The sequence below is a fragment of the Embleya scabrispora DSM 41855 genome, assembly GCF_000372745.1.
In the GTDB taxonomy this organism is placed as follows: Bacteria; Actinomycetota; Actinomycetes; order Streptomycetales; family Streptomycetaceae; genus Embleya; species Embleya scabrispora.
In genome coordinates, this window is sequence record NZ_KB889562.1 from 37,344 (window position 1) to 60,557 (window position 23,214).

General features: G+C 72.5%; 16 protein-coding genes. 9 read left to right on the top strand and 7 right to left on the bottom strand.

What is annotated here, in order from left to right:
- Positions 1 to 61: 61 nt before the first annotated feature.
- A complete protein-coding gene (locus tag A3IC_RS0102135; RefSeq protein ID WP_020548410.1) occupies positions 62 to 1,258 on the bottom strand; it encodes an amidohydrolase family protein in 1,197 nt (398 codons plus the stop codon).
- Between the two features lie 80 nt (positions 1,259 to 1,338).
- Between A3IC_RS0102135 and A3IC_RS52050 the strand changes: the two genes are divergently transcribed.
- The gene (locus tag A3IC_RS52050; RefSeq protein ID WP_020548411.1) at positions 1,339 to 2,163 is read left to right on the top strand and encodes an IclR family transcriptional regulator; all 825 of its coding nucleotides are present in this window, start codon (positions 1,339 to 1,341) and stop codon (positions 2,161 to 2,163) included.
- Here A3IC_RS52050 and A3IC_RS68245 read toward each other — a convergent pair.
- The 5 genes from A3IC_RS68245 to A3IC_RS0102165 all read right to left on the bottom strand — a co-directional run bounded on the left by A3IC_RS68245 (position 2,141) and on the right by A3IC_RS0102165 (position 6,477).
- Complete coding sequence (locus A3IC_RS68245; protein ID WP_020548412.1) at positions 2,141 to 2,290, bottom strand: hypothetical protein; 150 nt, start codon at positions 2,288 to 2,290, stop codon at positions 2,141 to 2,143. The genes A3IC_RS52050 and A3IC_RS68245 overlap by 23 nt on opposite strands.
- 7 nt (positions 2,291 to 2,297) lie before the next feature.
- Positions 2,298 to 4,412 (bottom strand): B12-binding domain-containing radical SAM protein, encoded by a 2,115-nt coding sequence (locus tag A3IC_RS0102150; RefSeq protein ID WP_020548413.1) that lies wholly within the window; start codon positions 4,410 to 4,412, stop codon positions 2,298 to 2,300.
- 52 nt (positions 4,413 to 4,464) lie between these two features.
- Entirely contained in the window at positions 4,465 to 5,571 is a 1,107-nt protein-coding gene (locus A3IC_RS0102155; RefSeq protein WP_158695775.1) for a DUF8094 domain-containing protein, read from the bottom strand.
- Between the two features lie 113 nt (positions 5,572 to 5,684).
- On the bottom strand, positions 5,685 to 6,044 hold the full coding sequence (locus A3IC_RS52055; protein WP_020548415.1) for a hypothetical protein: 360 nt from the start codon (positions 6,042 to 6,044) through the stop codon (positions 5,685 to 5,687).
- Positions 6,045 to 6,087: 43 nt separating this feature from the next.
- Complete coding sequence (locus tag A3IC_RS0102165; protein ID WP_020548416.1) at positions 6,088 to 6,477, bottom strand: hypothetical protein; 390 nt, start codon at positions 6,475 to 6,477, stop codon at positions 6,088 to 6,090.
- A 471-nt stretch (positions 6,478 to 6,948) separates the two neighbouring features.
- Here A3IC_RS0102165 and A3IC_RS52060 point away from each other — a divergent pair, with 471 nt between their 5' ends.
- From A3IC_RS52060 to A3IC_RS0102200, 7 genes are all read left to right on the top strand, one after another.
- Entirely contained in the window at positions 6,949 to 9,252 is a 2,304-nt protein-coding gene (locus tag A3IC_RS52060) for a TOMM precursor leader peptide-binding protein (protein ID WP_020548417.1), read from the top strand.
- A 136-nt stretch (positions 9,253 to 9,388) separates the two neighbouring features.
- Complete coding sequence (locus A3IC_RS52065; RefSeq protein WP_020548418.1) at positions 9,389 to 10,888, top strand: SagB family peptide dehydrogenase; 1,500 nt, start codon at positions 9,389 to 9,391, stop codon at positions 10,886 to 10,888.
- Positions 10,872 to 11,687, top strand: coding sequence for an HlyD family efflux transporter periplasmic adaptor subunit (locus A3IC_RS0102180; RefSeq protein WP_026217788.1), 816 nt, complete (start codon positions 10,872 to 10,874; stop codon positions 11,685 to 11,687). The genes A3IC_RS52065 and A3IC_RS0102180 overlap by 17 nt, the downstream gene beginning before the upstream one ends.
- The gene (locus A3IC_RS0102185) at positions 11,684 to 13,954 is read left to right on the top strand and encodes an NHLP family bacteriocin export ABC transporter peptidase/permease/ATPase subunit (protein WP_020548420.1); all 2,271 of its coding nucleotides are present in this window, start codon (positions 11,684 to 11,686) and stop codon (positions 13,952 to 13,954) included. Before A3IC_RS0102180 ends, A3IC_RS0102185 begins: the two co-directional genes overlap by 4 nt.
- 138 nt (positions 13,955 to 14,092) lie before the next feature.
- The gene (locus A3IC_RS0102190) at positions 14,093 to 17,119 is read left to right on the top strand and encodes an NHLP bacteriocin export ABC transporter permease/ATPase subunit (RefSeq protein ID WP_020548421.1); all 3,027 of its coding nucleotides are present in this window, start codon (positions 14,093 to 14,095) and stop codon (positions 17,117 to 17,119) included.
- Positions 17,120 to 17,192: 73 nt separating this feature from the next.
- A complete protein-coding gene (locus A3IC_RS52070) occupies positions 17,193 to 18,578 on the top strand; it encodes a cytochrome P450 (protein ID WP_020548422.1) in 1,386 nt (461 codons plus the stop codon).
- Positions 18,575 to 19,405 carry a class I SAM-dependent methyltransferase gene (locus tag A3IC_RS0102200; protein WP_020548423.1) on the top strand — a complete coding sequence of 277 codons (831 nt, stop codon included), beginning with the start codon at positions 18,575 to 18,577 and terminating at the stop codon, positions 19,403 to 19,405. Before A3IC_RS52070 ends, A3IC_RS0102200 begins: the two co-directional genes overlap by 4 nt.
- 64 nt (positions 19,406 to 19,469) lie before the next feature.
- Here A3IC_RS0102200 and A3IC_RS72365 read toward each other — a convergent pair whose 3' ends face one another.
- Positions 19,470 to 22,328: a helix-turn-helix transcriptional regulator gene (locus A3IC_RS72365; RefSeq protein ID WP_026217790.1), complete on the bottom strand. Its 2,859-nt coding sequence runs from the start codon at positions 22,326 to 22,328 to the stop codon at positions 19,470 to 19,472.
- A 648-nt stretch (positions 22,329 to 22,976) separates the two neighbouring features.
- Between A3IC_RS72365 and A3IC_RS0102210 the strand changes: the two genes are divergently transcribed.
- A complete protein-coding gene (locus tag A3IC_RS0102210; protein ID WP_020548425.1) occupies positions 22,977 to 23,210 on the top strand; it encodes a DUF397 domain-containing protein in 234 nt (77 codons plus the stop codon).
- The last annotated feature ends 4 nt before the right edge of the window (positions 23,211 to 23,214 follow it).

A 23,214-nucleotide genomic window follows, 5' to 3' on the forward strand; every position in this document is an offset into this window, starting at 1 on the left:
CGGGAATCCGGCGCGCGGCCGGGGCAGTGGGACCCGGCCCGGCCCGCCCGGACGTCGAGGCTCAGGCGTCCAACGGCAGGACGACGGCGGGCAAGGGGTGCCGGTAGAGCTTCGCGGCGTTCTCGCTGCACATCATCCGCAGCTCGTTCGCCGGGATGTCGCCCCAGTACCGCGCGACCACGTCCTGGGTGTGCGGCCAAGTGCCGTCGCCGTGCGGGTAGTCGGTTTCGAGCATGATGTGGTCGACGCCGATGACGTGCCGCAGCGCGATGGTGGAGGGGTCGTCGAGGGTGCAGAACCAGAAGTTGCGGCGCAGCACGTCGGCGGGGCGCTCGTCCCAGCCCAGACCGTAGCCGGAACGGTCGACGATGTTGTCGAGCCGGTCGATGAGCATGGGCACCCAGCCGATGCCGCCCTCGCTCATGGCGATCTTCAGGTTGGGGTGCCGGACCGGGTGGCCGGACCACAACCATTCGCTGCACGCGCCCAGCGACAGTTGCCCGAACATCGTCGCACCCAGTTGCAGCGCGGGGCCGCCGGGCGGCGTGGCGTGCATGCCCGAGCTGCCGACGTGCAGGGAGATGACGGTGTCGGTTTCGTCGCACGCGCGGATGATGGGGTCCCAGTGCTCGCGGTTCCACAGTGACGGCAGGCCGATCGCGTGCGGGCGCTCGGGGAAGGTCACCGAGGTGAAGCCGCGGCGGGCGTTGCGCTCGATCTCGGCCACGGCCTCGGTCGGGTCGGCGAGGTAGGTGATCCCTCCCGGGATGATCCGCTCGGGGTAGGCGCGGTACCACTCCTCGTACATCCAGTCGTTCCACGCGCGCACGCACGCTTTCCCGACCTCGACGTCCCGGGCCTGGGCGAACACCCGACCGCAGAACCCGGTGATCTGGGACGGGAAGTTGAGCATGGCCCAGATGCCGCCGAGGTCCATGTCCTCGACCCGGGCGTGTACGTCGTAGCAGCCGGGGCGCATCTGGTCGAAGCGCGCCGGTTCCAGCTTGACGCTCTCGGGTCGACGACCGGCGACGGCGTTCATGCCCACTTGCGAGTAGCGCTCGCCCTCGAACTCCCAGACCTGCGCGCCGTTCGCGTCCGCGATGATGCGCGGGCCGCGTTCGCGGAGCGACGCCGGGAGGTGGGTGTCGAACAGGTGCGGCGGCTCGACGACGTGATCGTCGACCGAGATGACGGTGTACCGCACGTCGGCGGGTTCGGGATCGGGGAGGAACAGTTCGGGGTCGAGGATCGTCACGACAGCTCCCTGGATCCTTGCGTGTTTCCATGTGACACGCTATGTTGCAGAGTGACTCGCAATGTATCGGAGGCCGCCTGATGGCCGTCAAGCCCCTGCAGAGCCTCGCGCGCGCCTTGGAAGTGATCGAGGTCGTCGCCGCGCACGAGCCCGTCGGGGTCGCGGAGCTCGCTCGGATCACCGGGGTGGACAAGAGCGCCCTACAGCGCGTCCTGATCACGTTGCACGCGTGCGGTTGGCTGCGGCCCACCGCCGAGCCGCCCACCCGATGGAAGCTGACCACCCGTCCCCTGGTCCTGGCGGCTCAGGCACGGCGCCGCGACGACCTGCTGACGCGCGCTCGTCCCGTGCTGGCCGACCTTCGCGAGGCGACCGGCGAGACGGTGACTCTCGCGGTGCCCGACGCCGGGCGCATCGTCGCCGTCGACGTCGCGGAGAGCCGGCAACTCGTGCGCACCGTCCCGCGCATCGGGCTGGTGTTCCCGGCGGCCACCAGCGCCGCCGGGCTGGCACTGTGCGCGGCCACACCTCCCGACGAATGGGATCTGTCCGGCATCGATCCGCACGACGAGGACTTCCGGCGGGAGTTGGCCGGCACCCGCGACCGCGGCTGGTCGCTCAGCATCGGCGCGGTGAACGCCGATGTCGCCAGTGTCGGGGCGGCCGTTCTGGGCGCGGCCGGCCGACCGCTGGCCGCGCTGATCGTCAGCGCCCCGGCCGGCCGCCTCGACGAGGCCGGTTGCGCGCGCGTCGGGAAGTTGCTCGCCGGAGCCGCGGACGGCCTGAGCGAGCACACCGGTCCGTCCCGAGTCCACCCGGCCACCGCGAACACGCCGGGCACGCCGGGCACGGCCGGCGATCGATGGGCGGCGGGCGCGGCGATCAGCGGCGACGGGCCACGGTGAACAACACGCCGAGCAACATGCCGCCGACCACGCAGACCACGACGCCGGCTCGGGTGTCGAGCAGGAAGGCCAGGACGATCGCGGCGGCGTAGAGCATGGGGGCGGCGACGCGCACGTTGCGGTTCATGGCTGCCTCACTGGAACGTGGGGGCCGGGAGCGGCCGACCGGCGGCTCGGGCGGTGGTCGCGCAGTCGTGGACCGGCCGGCCGCTGCCGTGCCAGACGGACAGGGCGTACGCGCTGAACGGGTAGTGCACGCGGGCCCACGGCACCGCGACCAGGCCACGGATCGAGCCCGGGTCGGTGAGCGCTTCCGTGCGGGAAACCGTGTCCGAGCCGATGTCCGGGCAGCCCGCGTCGGCCGGCGGCACGTCGCCGTGTTCCCGCAGGATCGCCCACAACGCACCGGGCAGCGTGAACTCGTGCGTCTCGGCGACCTTGTGGATGCCGGCCCGGAAGACCGCGGCGGCGGCCAGGTCCAGGTCGATCACCCGATCCAGATCGGCGCGCCCGGGCAGCCGGGCCGCCACGGCCGGGACGGCGCCGAGGTGTTCGTAGAGGAAGTCGACTGCGGCATGGGCGTGTTGCCGGGCCCGCTCGGGATCGCGCACCACGCGGTGCAGGATCGCCTGGTAGTGCACCTCCTCGTGGATCACCTCGGCGCCCAGTTCGGCGTACAGCGCCTGGCGTGGGAAGGTCTCGGGTTCGCGCCACGAGCGGACGTAGTCGGCGAACCAGTACGCGACGATCGGGTCGGGATCGCCCGCGCGCAGGTGTTCGCCGAGCGCCGAGATCAGGTCGACCGTGCGCGTGCCGGTCGTGTGGGCCAGCACGCGCAGGGTGCAGCGCAGCAGGCACTTGTGGAACAGGGTGAGTGGGATGCGCAGTTCCATACCGCGCAGCCAGTCCTCGAAGTCCATCCGGGCGTGGCCGGTGACCACGTCGGCGATCAGGTCGGTGTTGCCCGGGTCGCACGGCAGCCGGCGGGTGGTCAGCGCGTGCTCGTCGCGAAAGCGCGCGTGCGTGTAGTCGGTGTTGTTGAGCAACAGCAGCGGGTAGACCACCGGCGATCCGCCTGCGGCGACCGCCTCCTCGACGCCGTCCAGGTGGGTGGCCAGCGACTCGCCGGGCAGGCCCCAGATCAGGTCGGTGTAGGTGGGGATGCCCCGGTCGCGGAACTGCCGTTGCATCCGGCGGTAGTTGTCCACCCGGATGTTGGTCCGGTTGGCCAGGCGCAGCACTTCGGCGTCGAACGACTGCGCGGACAGTGTGATCGCCCCGGTCAACCCGGCCCGGTGCAGGATCGAGGCGATCTCCACGACGCGCCCGTTGGTGTTCTTGGCCCAGTTGGTCATCACCAACAGCCGCTTGCGGTGCCGCGCGCACAGCTCGACCAGGTGCCGGGCGATCTCGGTGTCCCGCGGCAGGATGCCGAAGTTGGCGTCGGCGATGAAGAGTTGGGTGCCCTGGCCGACGTGGGTGACGATCCGGTCGAGTTCGGCCCGGATACGGTCCAGCGAGTACTGCCGGACCTTGGAGTTGGTCGCGCCGCCCCAGTAGCAGAACGCGCACGAGTACGGGCAGCCGCGGTTGGTCTCGTAGACGATCATCCGGGACGCGGCCAGGTCCTGGTCCGACCACACGCGCGGGTCGAGCAGCGGGGAGACGAGCGCGTCCAGGTCGGTGACCCTGGGGGCGTCCGCGGTGTCGATCGGGTGGCCCTCGGGCCCGGGCCGGCTGATCCCCGGCACACCGGCCAGCGCCGCAGCCGCCGCCGGGTCGTCGAGCGGGCCCTCGGGGTGCGCGAGGAAGGCACGCAACAGGTCGCGAAAGCGCAACTCACCCTCGCCGTGCACGAGTACGTCCACCCACGGCGCCTGGGCGAACAGTTCGTGCTGCTGGTGGGTGACGTCGTTGCCGCCGACCACGATCCGACAACGCGGCCAGCGCTCCTTGACCTTCCGAGCCAGCTCCAGGGTGCGCGCCCGGTTCCAGAAGTAGACCGTGAAGGCGACCGCGAGCGGATCGTCGAGGCTGTCCAGCACGGCACGGACGCCCTGCCGGGAGCCGGTCCCGCCCTGGAGACGCACGTGCTTGTGGAAGGTCACCGCGGCGTCCACCTCGGGGTCGGCCTGGGCCGCCGCCTGGAGCTGTCCGAGCACGGCGCTGTAGCGGACGCCGGGCATCACGGTCAGTTCGACCAGATGGACCTGCCGGCGGCGGGCCGGTGCGACGGGCGGCGACGACATCCGGAGGTCTCCTGACGAGTGGGAAGGCGGGTGTGGACCGGTGCGACGCGGGTCAGGTGACCGATAGCGCGTAGTCGCCGTAGGCGATCAGCTGCACACCGGTGCCGGGCGCGGCGGCCGGCGGGATGTGACTCAGCGAGACCACCAGGCGGTCGATCACATACTGCGGTGCCCTGGCCCCCTCCGGGCTGCCCGCGAGCGCGGCTTCGCGGCTGCCCGCGTCCAGCGGTACGCCGTCCTTGCCGCCGGACGCGGTCATCGTGTCCCGGACCTGCACGGCGGTGAAGGCGAGCACGCCGCCGTCGCGGGTGCGCAGCAGGAAGGTCGGGTACCGCGGCCCGTCGGCGGGGATGGTGCGCTCGATGAGGCAGCCCTTGGCACGCAGGGCCTGCACGCCGGCGGTCCAACCGCCGGTGAGCTGCCCGGTGAGCGTCCTGGTCGGCGACAGCGGCACCTTGGGGTCGCGTTTGCCCTGGGCGTAGTCCTGGTAGGCGCGTCCGAGGGTGGCCGGGTCGGCGAGCAGTCCGGCGGTGTCGGTGACGGCGGGGGCGCCGCCTGCGGCGTCCTGTTCGAGTTCGGGGATCTCGGAGCGGTCGGTGACGAAGGGGTAGTAGGCGACCTTCCACGGCGCGTCCTCGCGGTCCTGCACGAACAGCAGGTATTTGGGCGACGGGGAGACCGTGTCGGACTGGAGCAGTTGGGTGATCGCGACGAAGAACTTCGGGTGGCCGGTCAGCCGGGGGAAGACGAATCTGGGATGCACGTAGCCGGTCGTGGGGACCACGATCGCCTGGGTCTTGGCCACCTGGAGTCCGGCCTTGCTGCCGGTCGAGGCGGGCGGCAGTTCGATCGTGTCCACCCCGGCCGAGTCCAGGCTCGCGTTGATTCGGGTGTTCGCCGCGGCGTACTCCTGGAGCAGTCGGGCGGCCTGTTCGACGCCCACCGGGGGCGGGGCGCCCTGGGGTTTGGCCGGCTTGGGGTCGGCGGGCGTGTCGCCGCAACCGGCCAGTGCGGCGCCGGCGAGCAGCAGGGCGGCGACGAGCATGGCCGAACGGCGCCGAACGCCCGAAGTCGCCCGGCGGGCACGGCCGGGCGTCGAGGTCACGCGCGCCGGGAACGGGCGCGGTGTGCGCTCGTCCGGCGCGGCTGGTCCGGGCATGTGTCTCCGCCTCGGGTCGGTGGAACGGGGCGGTTCCGGCACCTCGGGAGGACGACTCCCGAGGCGCCGGAACCGGGTGTACGGGCAAAGCGGGGTGTGCGAACAACGGCCGATCAGGTGCTGGTGCAGCACGGTGAGCACGAGCAGCTGTACGCGTCGCCGCCCGCGACCGAGTCCAGGTCGGCCTCGGACAACTCGCGCGTCTCCAGCAACGGCGAGTCCAGGACCCACAGTTCGTACCGACCGGTCTTGGCTCCCTCGGTCCAGGCGCGGACCTGGGCCTCCAGGTCGGGCTCGCCGCCGGCCTCACGAATGATGTCGATCGTGGCTCCGGCGGGCAGTTCGAAGCCCATCTCCGCGAGGGCGGCTCGCGGGTCCGCCTCCAAGCGGGCCGCGTAGTCGTCGTCCGACCACGCCGAGGTCAGCACCTTGGCGTAGAAGCCGACGAACGCGGCTCTTTCCCTGGGCTCCATGCGAGCCCTCCTCTCCGCGACGTCGGTCGAGCGTGCCGCGTGGTCAGGTGCAGCAGCAGCACGGCGAACAGCAGCAGCAGTACACGGTGCCGTCCGGGTTATCCGGCGTCTCCAGGCCGCCGCCGGCGACCGATTCGAGGTCGGCCTCGGACAGTTCGCGCAGCTCGATCTGCGGCGAGTTGGGCACGCGCAGCTCGTACGAACCGGATTCGGCGCCGCTCTCCCACAGCTGGACCTGGGCGTCCAGGTCGGGCTCGCCGCCGAGGTTGCGCACGATGCGCACCGTGGCGCCGGCGGGCAGTTCCAGGCCGTGCTCGGCCAGCGCGGCGCGCGGGTCGTTCTCGAGTCGGGCCGCGTACTCGTCGTCCGACCAGGCCGCGGTCAGCACCTTCGTGTAGGACCTGACGAACGCGGCCCTGTCCCTGGGGTCCATCCGATTCTCCCTCATTGGGTTGCGACTTCGGGTCGTGCAGCCAATTCCGTACCGATTCGAATCGGCTCGGAATAACGGCATCCCACCTGCCCGGTGCCCTGTTCACGCCGGTTTCGGATCGACGTCGGCTGCGATACCGGAAGCATGCGGAGGCGGCCGGCGGCCCGTCAATGCCCGAATTCCTAATTGCCGGATCCCAGGGTTACGGCGCCCCTCCCCCGCTCTCCGACCGCCGCCTCCCGCAGGTCAATGCGGTGGTCCGGAAGGCTAGTCGGGGCACCCCCCAAGGTTAGGGAAGACCCCCCGATAGAGATCCGAGGGGTACCCCCATACCCGTGCGCGCGGGCACCGGAGAAACAACGGGAAATCACCGAAACGACCTTGTCCGGGCGCCTCTGCGGCGGCTAAGAATTACCGGCAGCAGCCGTCGACCGCCGCTTGTGGAATTTCGACTACGCCGGGAGAGAATTCGTGGACCTGCCTCGTCTCAAGGCACATCTCGTCGCTCGCGCCTTCGGTCCCGACCGGGTCTTCCTCGTCTGCGAGGACGGTCACTACCTCGTCCAGGGCAAGGCGGTCACCGCGGTGTTGCCGTATCTCGACGGCACGCACACCATCGCGGAGATCACCGAGAAGCTGGCCGAGCGCTTCACGATGGGCGAAGTCGTCTTCGCCGTCTCCAAGTTCCAGCGCTTCGGACACCTGGTGGACGGCGCGGTGGGCGAGGACCGGGCGGTCGCCGCGGCCTGGGAGGGCCTGGGACTGGACACCGCGACCGCGCTGCGCCGGCTCGGCGAGGCACGGATCGAGGTGGCCGCGCTGGGCGCGGTGGACGCCGCCGTCGTGGTCGCCGCGCTGCGCGAGATCGGCGCGACGGTGACCCCGGTGACTCCGGCCGAGGTGGGCGCCGAGGTGGTCGAGGGGCGGCGCGGGCCGGACCTGACGGTGGTGCTCACCGACGACTACCTCGACCCGCGACTGGCCGCGATGGACGCCCGGTTGCGCGCCGAGGGGCTGCCGTGGCTGCCGGTCAAGCCGACCGGCGCCGAGGTGTGGACCGGCCCCTACCTGGTGCCCGGGAAAACCGGCTGTTGGCACTGCCTGGCTCATCGTCTGGCCGGCAACCAACAGGTGGAAACCTTCCTGCGGCGCCGTGACGACGGCACCGTCGCCGACGACCCGATCCGCACGTCGCTGGCCGCCACCGCGTGGTCGGTGGGCCTGTCCGCGCACCTGGTCGCGGCGACCGCCGCCGAACTCCTGGCCGGCGGCCGCTCCGAGCACGAGGGTGTGCTGGTCTCGCTGCACGTACCGAGCCGGCGCCTGGAGCGGCACCGCCTGATCCGGCAACCCCAGTGCCCGGCCTGCGGCGACCCCGCGCTGCTCCTGGACCGTGACCCCAGAATCGAACTGACCGATCAGCCGGTGGTGTTCGACGACGAGGGCGGCCACCGCACGATGCGCCCGGACGACACGTTCAAACGCCTGGAGAAGCACATCGGCCGGCTGCTGGGCGCGATCAGCTCGCTGCGCCTGCTCAACGACGTCGACAACGGCGTCACCTTCAGCTACTCGGCGAGCCACAATTTCGCGGTGCCCGGGCACAACATCGCCATGTTGCGGCGCAACCTGCGCGGGCAGAGCGGCGGCAAGGGCCGCAGCGACGTACAGGCGCGGGTCAGCGGGGTGTGCGAGGCGATCGAGCGCTATTCGGGCGTCTGGCGCGGCGACCGGTCCACCGAGCCGGGCTCGTTCGCCGAACTGGGCGCACACCTGGCGGTGCACCCGTACGACCTGTTGCTGTACTCCGACACGCAGTACGAAACGCGCGAGACGTGGAACCGCGAATCGGCCGGGCGGCTGCACCTGGTGCCCGAACGCTTCGACGAGGACCGCCGACTGCACTGGTCGCGTGCCTGGTCGCTGACCGAGGACCGGCCTCGCCTGGTGCCGGCCGGCTACTCCTGGTTCGGCCACCCCGACCTGCACGAGCACTTCTTCTGCTTCAGCGACGGCAACGGCAACGCCTCCGGGAACACTCTCGAAGAGGCGATCATGCAGGGCCTGTTCGAGAGCTGCGAGCGGGACGCGGTCGGCCTGTGGTGGTACAACCGGGCGCTGCGTCCGGGTTTCGACCTGGACTCGCTGCGCGAGCCGTACGTGGACACGCTGCGCGAGTTCTACGCAGGGATGCAGCGCACCCTGGAGGTCGTCGACATCACCACCGACCTGGGGGTGCCCACCTTCGCCGCGGTCTCGCGCCGCACCGACCACCCGGTGGAGGACATCCTGCTGGGCTTCGGCGCGCACCTGGACGTGCGGATCGCGGTGCTGCGCGCGCTCACCGAGGTCAACCAGTTTCTGCCGGCGGTGATCAACCGCAATCCGGACGGCACCACCAGGTATTGGGAGGACGACCCGCACACCCTGGCCTGGCTGCACACCGCCACCGCCGAGCGCGAGCCGTGGGCCCTGCCCGCCGCGCACCTGCCGGCCACCACCCTGGCCGGCTACGGCACGCTGCACAGCGGCGACATCGCCCGCGACATCCGCGACACGGTGGACCGGCTGCGCGCGGTCGACCTGGAGGTGATCGTGCTCGACCAGTCGTTGCCCGACCTGGAGTTGCACGTGGCCAAGGTGATGGTGCCGGGGTTGCGGCACTTCTGGCGCCGACTGGGTCCGGGCCGGATGTACGACACGCCGGTACGGCTGGGCTGGCTCGACGCGCCCACGCCCGAGGCCGAGCTCAACCCGTACAGCGTCTTCTTCTGAGCGCGCCGGGCGGCCCGGGGGCGTGGCCTCGTCCCGCGCCCCGGGCCGAGCCGGTTCCGGCCTCGCGCCGCCGGACCGGCCGCCCCCGCTCGCCCCGGCGCGACCTCGTTCCGCCCGATCTGCCCCCGGAGGTTTCATGACCAGCCTCGGTACGCCGCCCGCGGCGGCGGTCGCCGCCCCCACCGAGTCCACGCCGGTGGAACGGATCGCCCTGCACCCGGGTGCCCGGGTGAACACCGCCGCGAACGGCGCGACGCTGCTCTTCCTCGGCCCGCGCGGGCTGGCCCTGGGCGTCCTGTCGCCGGGCGTCGCGGCGGCCGTCGCACTGCTCGCCGCGCACCCGTGCGCCGAGGACGATCTGCACCGGGCGGTGCTCGCGCACGACGGCGAGACGACGCTGCTCGAACTGCCCGCGCTGCTGGGCCGGTTGCGCAGGGGCGGCTGGCTGGGCACACACCTGGAGGTGGCCGGCCGGCCACTGCTGACACTGCGTCCGCTCGCGCCCCCGGGACCCCTGCCCGGTACCCGCGGCGCCGCCGTGGACCGGGCCCGGCTGCGGTTGTCCCGCTTCGCCCTGCTGCGTCGCGACGGCGAGCACGCCGTGCTGGAGTCGCCGTTGGCCCCGGTCGCCGCCGAACTGACCGACCCGGCACTGGCCGCGCTGCTCGCCGGCCTGCCGCACCGACCCGTCGACCCGCCGCCGGGCGTCGAGCGTGCGTTGGACCTACTGGCCCGGCACGGCCTGCTGGTGGATCCCGAGGCCGAGGACGCCGATCCGGACCGGGCCCAGTGGTCGCCGCACGAGTTGTGGTTTCACGGCCGCACCCGGGCCGGCCGACACGACCTGCCGTACGGCGGCACCTACTGGCGGGCCGCGTCGACCGCGCCGCTGCCCGCGGTGCGCCCGCCGTTCGCCGGGCCCACCATCGACCTGCCGCGTCCGGACCTGGACCTGGTGCGCCGCGCCGATCCCTCGCTCACCGAGGTATTGGAGGGCCGCCGCTCGATCCGCGTGCACGACGACGCGGCGCCGCTGACTCTGGACCGGCTGGGCGAGTTCCTCTACCGCTCGGCCCGCAACCGGGCGATCTTCCACGAGGAGCGCCAGGAGATCGGCGACCGCCCCTACCCCTCGGGCGGGCGCTGCCACGAGTTGGAGCTGTACCCGCTGATCAACAACGTCGAGGGCGTCGCGCCCGGGCTCTACCACTACGACCCGCAGGGTCATCGCCTGGAACGCGTCGCCGAGCCCGGCCCGGCGGTGCACCGGCTGTCCGAGGTGGCGCGCGCGACGTCGCTGATGGCCACGCCGCCGCAGGTGGTGCTGGTGGTCAGCGCGCGCTTCGGTCGGGTGATGTGGAAGTACCAGACGATGGGCTACGCGCTCGTACTCAAGCACGTGGGCGTGCTCTACCAGACCATGTACCTGGTCGCCGGCGCGATGGGCCTGGCCGCGTGCGGGCTCGGCGGCGGCGACTCGGACATGTTCGCGCTGGCCACCGGCAACCGGTGGGAACACGAGGGCAGCGTCGGCGAGTTCCTGCTCGGCACGATCGGCCCCCGACCGGACCGTGTCGAGCCGGACCATCCGGAGCGCGCCGGCCCGACGGGAGGCCGCGATGCACTTTCGTCGTGAGGCCCTGGAGGCGCTGAAGGCGCCCGAGGAGTTGGACGCGCCGATCCGCCTGGCGCGCCCGCGCTCGTGGGCGCTGCTGTTGGCCCTGGCGCTGCTGGTCGGCTGCGCCACCGTGTGGTCGGCGACCGGCACGGTGCCCCGCAAGGTTCGGGTGCCCGGCATCCTGACCCACCCGCTGGGCGTCTCGCGCGTACAGAGCCCGCAGACCGGCCTGGTGTCCAACCTGTTCGTGGACTCCGCGACGCTGGTGCCCAAGGGCACTCCGGTGTTGTCCGTGGTCGACCAGCAGGGCGCGACCCAGATCGTCCGCGCGCCGTTCGCCGGCCGGGTGATCGGCGTCCTGGTCTCCAGCGGCCAGTACATCGCGGTGGGCACCACGTTCATGACCGTCGAGCGCACCGACGCCAACGACGACCGGTTGCTGGCCACGTTGTTCGTCTCGCCGCGCAGCGCCGGCATGTTGCGGCCGGGCACCAAGGTGGACGTGTCCGTGCAGTCCGCGCCGTCCCAGGCGTTCGGACTGCTGCGCGGCCGGATCACCGCGATCGACCAGTTCCCCTACACCGCCCAGCAGGTGAGCGACTTCCTCGGCGGCGACCAACAGGCCGCGGCCCGATTGTTGTCCGCCGGCGGCGCGGTCCGGATCACCGTCGACCTGGAGACCGATCCGCGCACGCTCAGCGGCTACCGGTGGACCAACAAGGCCGGCCCGCCGTTCCGGATCGACTCGCAGACCCCCATCACCGGCTTCGCCCGCCTGCCCGGCGAACGCCCGCTCGATTGGCTGCTTCCCGGATGACCACCACCTCGCCCCCGCCGGCCGGGGCACCCCCGGGTTCCCCCGCCCCGGCCGAGCGCGGACGGCGCCGCCGCGAGTCCACCGAACGCCGGACGTCGGTCCGCACCCCCACCGTCATCCAGTTGGAGGGTGTCGAGTGCGGCGCCGCCGCGCTGGCCATGGTGCTCGCCCACTTCGGGCGGCATGTGCCGCTGGAGGAACTGCGGCACGCGTGCGGCGTCTCCCGGGACGGCGCCAAGGCGGCGAACCTGCTGCGCGCCGCGCGCGCGTACGGGATGGTCGCGCGCGGCATGCAGATGGAGACGACCGCGCTGGTCCGCAGCCGGCCGCCGGCCGTGCTGTTCTGGAAGTTCAATCACTTCGTGGTCTACGAGGGCACCGCCCGCCGACTCGGCCGCCCGGTGATCCGCCTCAACGACCCGGCGCAGGGCCGTCGGGTGGTCACCGCCGAGGAGTTCGACGCCGCGTTCACCGGCATCGTGCTCACCTTCGAGCCCGGCCCGGACTTTCGCCGCGGCGGGCGCCCGCCGCGGCTGCTCGCCGATCTGCGGGCGCGCTACCGCAGCAGCGGCGGCGCGCTCCTGCTCGCCCTGCTGGCCAGCCTGCTGCTGATCCTGCCGGGACTGGCCACGCCCGCGTTCACGCGCGTGTTCATCGACCGGGTGCTCACCGGCGGCGACCACTCGTTCCTGCCCGCGCTGCTCGCCTCGATGGGCCTGGCGGCGGTGGTCACGGTGGGGCTGACCATGCTGCAACAGACCCACCTGCTGCGCGTCGAGTCCGCGTCCTCGATCCGCAGCTCGGTGCGCGTGGTGCGCCATCTGCTGCGCCTGCCCGTGGTGTTCTTCACCCAGCGCAGCCCGGCCGAGATCGGCAAGCGGGTGTCCTCGAACGCCACGATCGCCCAGATCCTGTCCCGCGACGTGGCCACCACCGCGGTCGGCACCCTCCTGGTGGTGGTCTACGCGGGCCTGTTGTGGACCTACGACGCCCAGCTCACCGTGGTCGGGGTGGGCGTGGCGATGCTCAATATCGTGGTGCTCAAACTGGTCGCCCGGATGCGCACCGACACCGTGGCCCGCTTGCGCGCGGACCGCTCGGGGCTGGTGGCCGCGTCGTTCAACGGGCTCCAGTTGATCGAGACGCTCAAGGCGTCGGGCGCCGAGGGCGACTACTTCAAGCGCTGGGCCGGATTCCAGGCCCGGGTGGTGACCGGGCAGCAGTCCCTGGGGGCGCCGACCTCGGTCCTGGCCGTGGTCCCGCCGCTTTTGGCCGCCGTCGACAGCGGCCTGCTGTTGTGGATCGGCGGACTGCGGGCGATCGACGGACACATGTCGATCGGCCTGCTGGTCGCCTTCCAGACGCTGATCACCTCGTTCAGCCGGCCGGTGGCCCAACTGGCCAACCTCGGGCCACGTCTGCAGGACGTCACCGCCGACCTGAACCGGCTCAAGGACATCGAGAAGTTCCCGCCCGCAGCCGAGTTCCCGGCGGACGAACAGGCCGGCCGGGCCCGGTTCGGCGAGGGGCACGACAGCACCCCGGTACTCGCCGGTCGCATCGAACTCGCGCACGTCACCTTCGGCTACAGCCCACTGGGCAAACCGCTCCTGGACGACTTCTCGCTGCGGGTGGGCCCCGGCGAGCGGGTTGCCCTGGTCGGCGGCTCGGGCAGCGGCAAGTCGACGGTGAGTCGGTTGATCGCCGGGCTGTACGAGCCGTGGAGCGGCGAGTTGCTCTTCGACGACCGGCCTCGGCGGGACTATCCGCGCGATGTGATGGGGACCGCGGTCGCCTTCGTGGACCAGGACATCTTCCTGTTCGAGGGCACCGTGCGCGACAACGTCACGCTCTGGGACGACTCGATCCCGGACGAGGCGGTCGTGGCCGCGCTGCGCGACGCCGCGGTGTACGACGTGGTCGCCGCGCGTCCCGGCACCATCCACAGCGCGGTGTCCGAGGGCGGCAAGAACTTCTCCGGTGGCCAGCGTCAGCGCCTGGAGATCGCCCGCGCCCTGGTCCGCAATCCCAGTGTGCTGATCCTGGACGAGGCCACCAGCGCGCTGGACGCGCAGACCGAGGCGACCATCGACGACAACCTGCGCCGACGCGGCTGCGCGTGCGTGATCATCGCGCACCGCCTGTCCACGGTGCGCGACAGCGACGAGATCGTCGTGCTCGAACAGGGCCGGGTCGCCCAACGCGGAAACCACCACACGCTCGCCGCGGTCGCCGGGCCGTACGCCGAACTGATCCGCGACCAGTAGCGGGTGTCCCTCGCGCCGCCCCGCCCGCGCCCGGCGGGCCCGCCGCTTTCGCTGCCTCGACGCCTGGTCGCCCGGGATGTGCCGGGCGCCTCGGCCGCTTTGCCCACCACTCGCGAACCGCCCGATGGAGGAAGCAGGATGACCGAGCCCCGGCAGGGCTTCGAACCCACCGAGCCGCCCGACGAGACGCCGTTGGACCTGCACGCGCTCGGTGACCGGGTGGGGCCCGCGGTGGCCGGTGCCTTCCCGCTCGTCGGCGCGCGCGAGGTGTGGTTCGTCACCACCGGCATGGTGGACGTATTCGCCACCACCGAGGAGGAGGGCGGCCGTTGGCAGTTCCTGTGTCGGGTCGGCGCCGGCACCGTGCTGTGCGGAGTGCCCGCGGGCGGGACCGCGATGCTGGGCAAACCGCTGCCCGGCGGCACCGTGCGCACCGCCGCCCTCACCGACGTACTCACCGCCGCGGCGGGCCACGACGCGTTCGCGGGATGCTTCGCGGTCGGTCTGGACCGCGGCCTGGGCGCGCTGGCGGACGCGGTCCGGATGGGCCTGCCCCCGCGTACCTTCACCGCTCTGGAGGCCGGGGACGGCGCGGAGTTGCCCGCCGGTGGCTCGGCCCGCTCGGTCGAGGGCACGCTGTGGGTGCGGGTGCTCTCCGGCGCGGTGTCCATCGGTGGGTCGGACGGGGAACCGACCGAGCCCGACGAGCGCGGACCGGGCGCCGCGGCCCGACCCGCAGTCGCAGCCGGGCTCGATACCGAGGTGGTGCCCACGGTCGGCTTCGGCGGCCGGATCGCGATCGGCGCGGCCGACTGGCTGTACTCCGCCGGCGGCGCCTTCGTGCACGTCGTCCGTACGCGCGACGTGCTCGCGGAGGCCGTGTTCGCGGTCGACCTGGCCCGCCACCAGCACACCCTGATGCAGCGCGTGGACGAGCGGCTGCGCGGCCGACGCGGCAGCGCGGGACGGGAACTGGACGCCCGGCGGCTGGTCGACGCGGACGCGCTGCGCCGCTCCTCGCGCGCGCTGGGCGCGGTGCTCGACCCGTACCGGCCGGCCCACCGGCCCGGCCTGGACGCGGCCGACCAGGACGACTACCTCGCGGTGGCCCGGGTGGTCGGGCAGGCCGGCGGTGTCCAGGTCACCCGGTCGGGCACCTCGGAAGCCTCCGATGCCCGGCTGGACCCGCTGGAGCGAATCGCGGTCTCGTCCGGCTTCCGGGTGCGCGACGTGCAGTTGCCGAACCGCTGGTGGCGCACCGACTCGGGCCCTCTGGTCGGCCACGTGCGCGCGGTGGACAAGGATCCGCAATCCCGCCGACCGGTGGCGCTGGTGTGGCGGCGACGGCGCTATCACGTACTCGACCCGGCCGGCGCCGACTGGAAGCCGGTGACCCGGGCGCTGGCCGGCACCTTGGAGCATCGCGCGACGATGTTCCACCCGGCGCTCCCGGAGCAGCCCGGTGGCCCGGGTGCGCTGCTGCGCTTCGGCATCCGGGGCAGCGCGCGCGATCTGTCGGTCATGCTCGCCTGCGGGTTGGCGGCGGCCCTGCTCGGCCTGCTGGTACCGGTGCTGACCGGCAAGGTGCTCGGCGTGTTCGTGCCGCAGGGCGATCGGGCCCTGGTGACTCGAATGTGCATCGTGCTGATCGCGTCCGCGCTGCTGGCCGCGGCCCTGGGGGCGGTGCAGAATCTGTCCCTGCTGCGGATCGAGGGCCGGTTCGAGGCGTCCGCGCAGGCGGCCGTATGGGATCGGCTGTTGCGGTTGCCCACCGGGTTCTTCGGGTCCGTCTCCGCCGGCTCGCTGAGCAGCGCCGCGATGGGCATCAGCGGGTTGCGCGAGATCCTCAGCGGGGTCACCGCGTTGTTCGTGCCCGCGTTCCTGGTCTTCGCGGTCGATCTGGGGCTGCTGTTCTTCTACAGCGTGCCGCTCGCGCTGCTCGCCGCCCTGCTCGCGTTGCTGGGCGGCGCGGTCTGCGCGATCGCCGGATTGCGCCAGATGCGCCGTCAGCGTGAACTGGTCGCTGAGGAACACGCGTTGTCCGGGCGCATGTTCCAACTGCTCTCGGGGTTGCCGAAGTTGCGGGTCGCGGCTGCCGAGGACCGCGCGTTCGCGTTCTGGGCGATGGGTTTCGCCCGCGGTCGCACGCTGACCGTGCGCACCCGTCGGTTGCAGAACCTGGTCACGGTGTTCAACTCGGCATACCTGCTCGCCTGCACCCTGGTGCTGTTCGCGATGGTCGCCGGGCCGGCGGCCGGGCAGTTGGACGTCGGCGACTTCCTGTCCTTCAACGTCGCGTTCACCGTGATGCTCGGCGCGATGCTCCAGATGACCGCGAGCGTGACCATGGTGGCCGCGGCGGTGCCGTTGTACGAGGGCGTGCAGCCGGTGCTGCGGGCGCTGCCCGAGGTGTTGGAGTCCAAGCAGCCGCCCGGCGATCTGTACGGCGGCATCGAGGTCAGCCGGTTGTCCTTCAGTTATCACCGGGACAGCCCGCCGGTGCTGGAGGACGTGAACCTGCGGGCTCGTCCGGGCGAGTTCGTGGCCGTCGTCGGGCCGACCGGGTGCGGCAAGTCGACCCTGCTGCGGTTGTTGATCGGCTTCGAGGAGCCGACCACCGGTTCGGTGCTCTACGACGGGCAGGACCTCGCGTCGCTGGATGTGGCGGCCGTACGCAGGCAGTTCGGCGTGGTGTTGCAGAACGGGCAACTGTTCGCGGGCAGCGTGCTGCACAACATCTGCGGGCTGCGCAACTACACCCTCGACGAGGCTTGGGAGGCCGCCGAGATGGCCGGTCTGGACGATGATCTGGGTCGGATGCCGATGGGCATGCACACCGTCCTCAACGACGGCGCGGTGACCCTGTCCGCCGGACAGCGGCAACGCCTGATGATCGCCCGCGCGTTGATCGGCCGACCACGAATCCTGTTCTTCGACGAGGCGACCAGCGCGCTGGACAACCGCACACAGGAGGTGGTCACCCAGAGCACCCGCCGGCTCAACGCCACCCGGATCATCATCGCGCACCGGTTGTCCACGGTCATGCAGGCCGATCGCATCGTCGTGCTCGACGCCGGGCGGGTGGTGCAGCAGGGGCCGCCGGATCAGTTGCTGGCCGACGAGGACGGCCTGTTCCATCGCCTGGTGCAACGCCAGATGGCCTAGGACGTGTCTTCGATCCCCCGCCGAGTTCGCGTCCGACACCGGTTCCTGCCGTCCGCCGCCCTGGAGGTCTCCCATGTCCGAATCCCCGGTACGCCGGCGCCCGCCCGGGCCCGCCGACGAACTCGACCTTGCCGGCATCCGGGAGGATCCGCTGGCCTTCCTCACCGAACTCGCCGCCGAGTACGGCGACCTGTGCAGCCATCGCACCCGGGGCGAGGTGGTGTGGTTCGTCAATCGGCCCGATCTGGTCCGGCACATCCTCAAGGACAACTACACCGCGTGGACGAAGGCGGGCACCCCCGACGACTTCATGCTCACACCGCTGCTCGGCACCGGCCTGCTGACCAGCGACGGGCCGGTCTGGGAGCGGCAACGCCGCTTGTGTGCCCCGGCGTTCCGGGCCCGGCAGGTGGAGGCGTTCGACACGCTGATGACCGATGCCGCGGCCGATCTGGCCGATGCGTGGAGCGAGGCGGCGCGTCACGGGCGGCCGGTGCGGGTCGACCACGACTTCACCGCGCTGACCCTGCGGATCGTCGCGGACGCGCTGCTGGGTGCGGATCTGGCCGCGGCCGGGCCCGGGTTCGGGCGGGCCGTCGACGACATCAATCGCTTCATCGGCCACTTCGACGGCGAGCCGACCGCGCCCGTCGTGGCCGACGCCGCGTTTCGCGGCCTGCGCGGGTCGTATCTGGCCGCGCAGACCTTCCTGGAGCGCGTGGTGGGCATGCTCGTGGCCGCTCGGCGCTATACGGGGCCGCCGCCGGATCGGCCCGCGGACCTGCTGGACGCCATGCTCGCGGCACGCGACGCGCACGGGGACGCGTTCAGCGATCGCGAGTTGCACGATCAGGTGTTGACCATGGTGATGGCCGGGCACGAGACCACCGCCAAGGCGCTGAGTTGGACGGTGCATCTGCTGGACCGGCATCCCGAGCACGCGGCGGCGGTCCGGGCGGAGTTGGCCGAGGTGCTCGGCGGCCGGGCGCCCCGGGCCGCGGATCTGCCGCGTCTGGAGCTGACCCGGCGCTGCCTGGAGGAGGCGATCCGGTTGTATCCGCCGGTGTGGCTGATCTCCCGGCGGGCCGACACGGAGGACGTGCTCGACGGGCTGCCGGTGCCCCGGGGGACCCTGGTGTGCATCAGTCCGTGGACGCTGCACCGGCACCCGCGCGTGTGGGACGCGCCGGAGGAGTTCCGGCCCGAGCGCTTCACCTCGACCGCGCGGCAGGCTCGACCCCCGCACGCGTACGTGCCGTTCGGCGGCGGGCCCCGGGTGTGCATCGGCCAGTCGTTCGCGACCACGGAGGCGGTCCTGGTGTTGGCCACCATCCTGCAACGGCTGGAACTGCGCGGCGTGGTCGGCCATCCGGTGGTCCCGGAGGCGCTGGTGACGCTGCGGCCCCGGGACGGGCTGCTGATGACACCGCACCTGCTCGGGGACGGGGACCCGCGATGAGCGGCACCGTCCACCCCGGCGGCAGCTACCGGCCCCAGGCCGAACGGGGCGGGGTGCCGAGCGAGGTGCGCCGTTTGGAGACCCAGGCGGAGCTGAGCTGGGCGCACGAGTGGCGGGTGCTCGCCGAGTGGGCGCCCGCCGCGGGTGGGGCGGTGCTGGACGCGGGATGCGGTACGGGCGCGGTCACCCGGCGCTTGCGGAGACAACTGGCCGACCCCGGTACCCGGGTGGTGGGATTGGACGCGGACGAGCGGCTGTTGGCGGTGGCGCGGGCGGAGCGACCCGTCGACGGGATTCGCTACGTGGCCGGCGATGTGGCCCGGCCGCCGCTGCACCCCGCGGAGTTCGATCTGGTGTTGGCCCGGTACGTCTTCCAGCATCTCGCCGACCCGGTCGGCGCCGCGCGGGCTCTGGCGGGCCTGGTGCGGCCCGGCGGTTGGTTCGCCGTCGTGGACGTGGACGCCGGGCTGTGGGGCTGCGCGGACCCGGATCTGTCGGCCTTCTCCGCCGACGCCTACCGCGCGCTGGGCTCGGCCCAGGCGGCGGACGGCGGGGACCGGTTGGTGGCGCGCCGGCTGCCGCGGATCCTGCGCGCGGCGGGTCTGACGGAGATCGTCGTACGGCCGTTCGCCTACACCAGCGACGAGGTCGGCGGGGTCGCCGCGCTGGCTCCGCAGTTGTCGCCGGAGCGGTTGCTCCCGCTGGTCGAGCGCGGCGCGGTGGGCTTGGGCGCGTACGCCCGGGCGATGGCCGCGTGGGAGCGGTTCGTCGCACTGGACGGGTTCACCCTGCTGCTGGGCTTCGTGGTCGGCGGACGGGTGCGTTGAGGCACGGAGCGCGTGCGGTCGTCGCGGATCGGGCGTGCCGGTGCCGTTCGGGCGGCGCGGATCGCTACTTCGGCGCCAGGCGGTTGGACAGCGCGGCGCGGCCGGAGATGCCCAACTTGCGGTAGACGTGCGTCAGATGCACCTCCACCGTGCCGCGCGTGACGCACAGGAACTCGGCGATGGCCCGGTTGGTGTGCCCGGCGGCGGCGAGTTCGGCGATCTGGCGTTCCGAAGGGGTCAGTGAGCCGGGGCCGGACAGGCTGGTGCGGCGCAACCGGCCACCGCAGGCCAGCAGGTCCTTGTGCGCCCGCTCGACCAGCAGGTCCCAGCCGCACTCCTGGGCCAGGCCCATCCCGCGCCGCAACGACTGCCGGGCCGCGGCCGGCTGTCCGGCCAGCGCGTACACCCGGCCCGACTCGACGAGGGATTGGGCCAGTTGCAGTCGGGCGCCGGAGTTCTCCAGGACCGCGACCGACTCCTCCAGCAGTCGGGCGGCGGCGCGCGGGGGTTCGACCCGCGCGCGGTTGCGCAGCGCCTCGCCGATGGTGGCCGCGGCGCCCCAACGCCGGGCCGTCTCCAGTCCCTCGTCCAGCAACGGCACCGCCTCGGCGCGCCGGTCCAGTTCGGTCAGTGCCAGTCCCGCGCCGCCTCGCCAGTCGTTCGACGCCGGGTTGACGATGCCCAGTTCGGCGAGCCGTCGGCCGCATTCGAGATGGTCGGCGAGTGCTCCTCGAATGTCTCCCGTGGCATGGCGACATCGCCCGCGCACACCGAGCGCGGTGGCCCGCGCGCGGGGTACGCCCAACGCTCCGCGCAACATCACGGCGGCGGTGTCGTACTGGCCCAGGACCACTCGGATGCGGGCCAGTTGCACACGGGTCAACTGGGCGAGGGCGGACAGTTCGGGGCCGCGCGCGAGTCGGCTCGCGGTACGCGCCTCGGCCAGCGCCTCGGACAGGTTCCCGGCCCGCAGCGCGATGTCCGCGCACAGACAGTGCGCCACCACGGCGGGCAGGCCGATCCGCGAGTGCGCGGGCCCGACCGCGACGCTCGCGGTCAGGCCGGCGGCCCACGCACGGGCCTCGTCCAGCCGGCCGGCCCAGGCCAGCACCACCACGCTGCGCAGCAGGAGCAGCGCCGAGGCACCGCCTCGCGGCGGTTCTCCGGCGAGCGCCCGCTCCACCAGGTCCAGCGCCACCGCGCTGGGTTCGGCCCGGCACGCGCTGTCCGAGGCCAACGCGGCGAGCAGTTCGCGTTCGCCCGCGGTGACTCCGGTCACCCTGGTGAGATCCGTCGACGGGTCGGCGCCGTACGGCAGTTCGCGGGCCGCGTGGGCGTTTCCGGGCCCCGCCTGGTGCACCACGGCGCGCAGCCGCAGCCGCAGGTCCGGGTCGGGGCAGTCCCGCTCGGCCAGTTCGCCCAACCGGGACGCGGTGCCGCGGGTCGGGCGCATCACCGACTCGACGCAGTCGCCCTCGCGCAGTACGTGCGCGTGGCACAGTTCCAGGACCGCCTCGGCGCGCTCGGCCGGATCGGTGAGCAGCCGCAGGGCCTCCTCCAGGTGGCGGCCGGCGGCCTCGGGCGCGGTGGGCACCTCGGCTCGGCCCAGCAGCACGAGCAGGCGCGCGCGCTGTTCGGGCGCCGGGTCGTCGCGCAGCGCGCGCCGGGCGTACTCGGCGCAGCGCAGCGTGGCACCGGCCTCCAGCGCGGCACGGCCCGCCTGGTAGAGCACCGCACCCGCCCACGCGTGGTCGTCCACATCCAACGTGTCGATCCGCAGCAGGTGCTCGGCGACGCGCGTAACCGGCGCGCCGTAGTCGCCGAGGCGGCGCGCGGCCCGCAGGTGTCGGTCGCGCAGCAGCGTCTCCGCGATGGTGTCGTGCACGGCGTCGCGCAACTCGGGGGTGCGGAACATCAGCCGGCTGCCGGCCGGGGCCCGGCGCAGCGCGCCGATGCGGACCAGCTCGGCCAGTGGGCCGTCCAGCCGGTCCGGGCCGGTGCCCAGCAGGTCGGCCACGATGTCCAGGTCGGCACCGTCGCCGAAGAGCGCGGTGGTCTGGGCCAACGCCCGGACCCGCTCGGGTTGGCGGGCCAGTCGGGTGGTCACCGCCGCGGCCTCGATCCGGGCGGCGATCCGGCGGATGTGGTCGGCCCGGGTGAGCCGGGGTCGGCCGTCGACGTGGCCGGTGGAGCGGGTGGTGCCCAGTTCGGGCGGCAGCCCGGCCTGGAGTTGGGCGTCGACGAGTCGGGCGAGGTATTCGGGCACGCCGCCGGTGACGTGGTGGCACAGTCGTACGAACGGGTCGTCGGGGACGCGACCGGCGTAGGCCCGTTGCACGAGTTCGCGGGCGCTGTGCACGGACAGCGGGCGCAGCGTGCTCGCGTGGCATGCGGCTTGGGCGCCGATGTCCTCGAGCACGTCCCGTGCGGGCAGGTCGTCGTCGGTGCGCACGCCCAGGACCACCAGCAGCGGCAGCCGGGACAGGCGCCGGACCAGGTAGGCGAACCAGCGCAGCGAGGCGTCGTCCATCCATTGCGCGTGGTCGGCGACGATCACCCGCGGGCACCGACGCACGGCGGGCAGCAGCGCCTCGTAGAGCTCGTCGAAGAGTTGCCGATCGTTGTCGGGGACCGCGTGCGGCAGGGCCCGGCGCAGTTCGTCGAAACGGCCGTCTCCGGGGGTGTCCGCCGCGTCATCGAGACCGGTGAGCAACTGGCGTAACGCCGCGAAGGGTTCGCCGGCGTCGCGGTGCTGGCAGGAGACCAGGATCGGCGCGGCGCCGGCACGGCGTTGCCGGTCGGTGAACTCCACGAGCAGGTCGCGGCACCACATCCCGGACGGGGAGCGGATGATCACGGCGCGACCGCCGGCGCCGGTTCGGGAGGCGCGTGCGTGCGCCAGCAGATCGGAAAGTTCGGACACCCGCTCCGGTTCCACTGCAGCGTTCCCCTTCCCCCGGGCGCGGCCCGCACCGCGACGCTGTGCGGGGAAGGTGGGCACAGCGTTGCTCGTCGGGAACGCCGCCGACGGCTCCCCGCGGGGCCGGAGCGGTGTGTCGCAATCGGGGACGTGGAATGTCCCGCCTGTTCCGGTCGTGCGTTGGTGGTTCCGGTCGTACGACGCGGGCCCTGCCGTCGGGTTCCGCGGTCGGGAACCGCGGTGCGGGGCACGCCGATCAGCTGTGTCACACCATCAGCGGGTTCCTTGTTACGCCATTGCGGCGGCATGCCACAAGCCCCGTTTGCCAACTGCGCGCAAGGATCTTGTGACCATCCGTTGGACATCCGTCAAGTTCGCTCGGGGCTGCGGCAAAACCCTTGATTCCAGCCGAATTCGGGTCGCGGTGACCGGATTTCGAGGGGTCCGATCCGGGGTGGGCACCGGGCCGACGACCGGATCGGTGCGTCCGGTATACGGGCACTCTTTAGGGGGACTTCGCGTCGAGCTTCCCGTGACTAGGCTTCTCGTCGGTTCCATGATGCAAATGCAGGTGGCTTTGCACGACGGTGGTCGCGTCCGTGATCGCGCCGTGCGGGTCACGAGCGAGCGGGATCGGAAAGGGTGATGGGGATGCGTGCCGGCAACGGGGATCCGGCGGACTCGCTCGGGTCCGTGACGTGGGTGAAGAGCAGTGCGAGCACGGCCGAGGGCAACTGCGTGGAACTGGCCGCGCTGCCCGGCGGGGAGATCGCGGTCCGCGATTCCCGGTTCGCGCGGGGGCCGGCCCTGGTCTATTCGCGAGCGGAGCTCGCCACGTTCGTGGCGGGCGCCAAGTGCGGCGAGTTCGACTTCTTGATCGACTGACCTC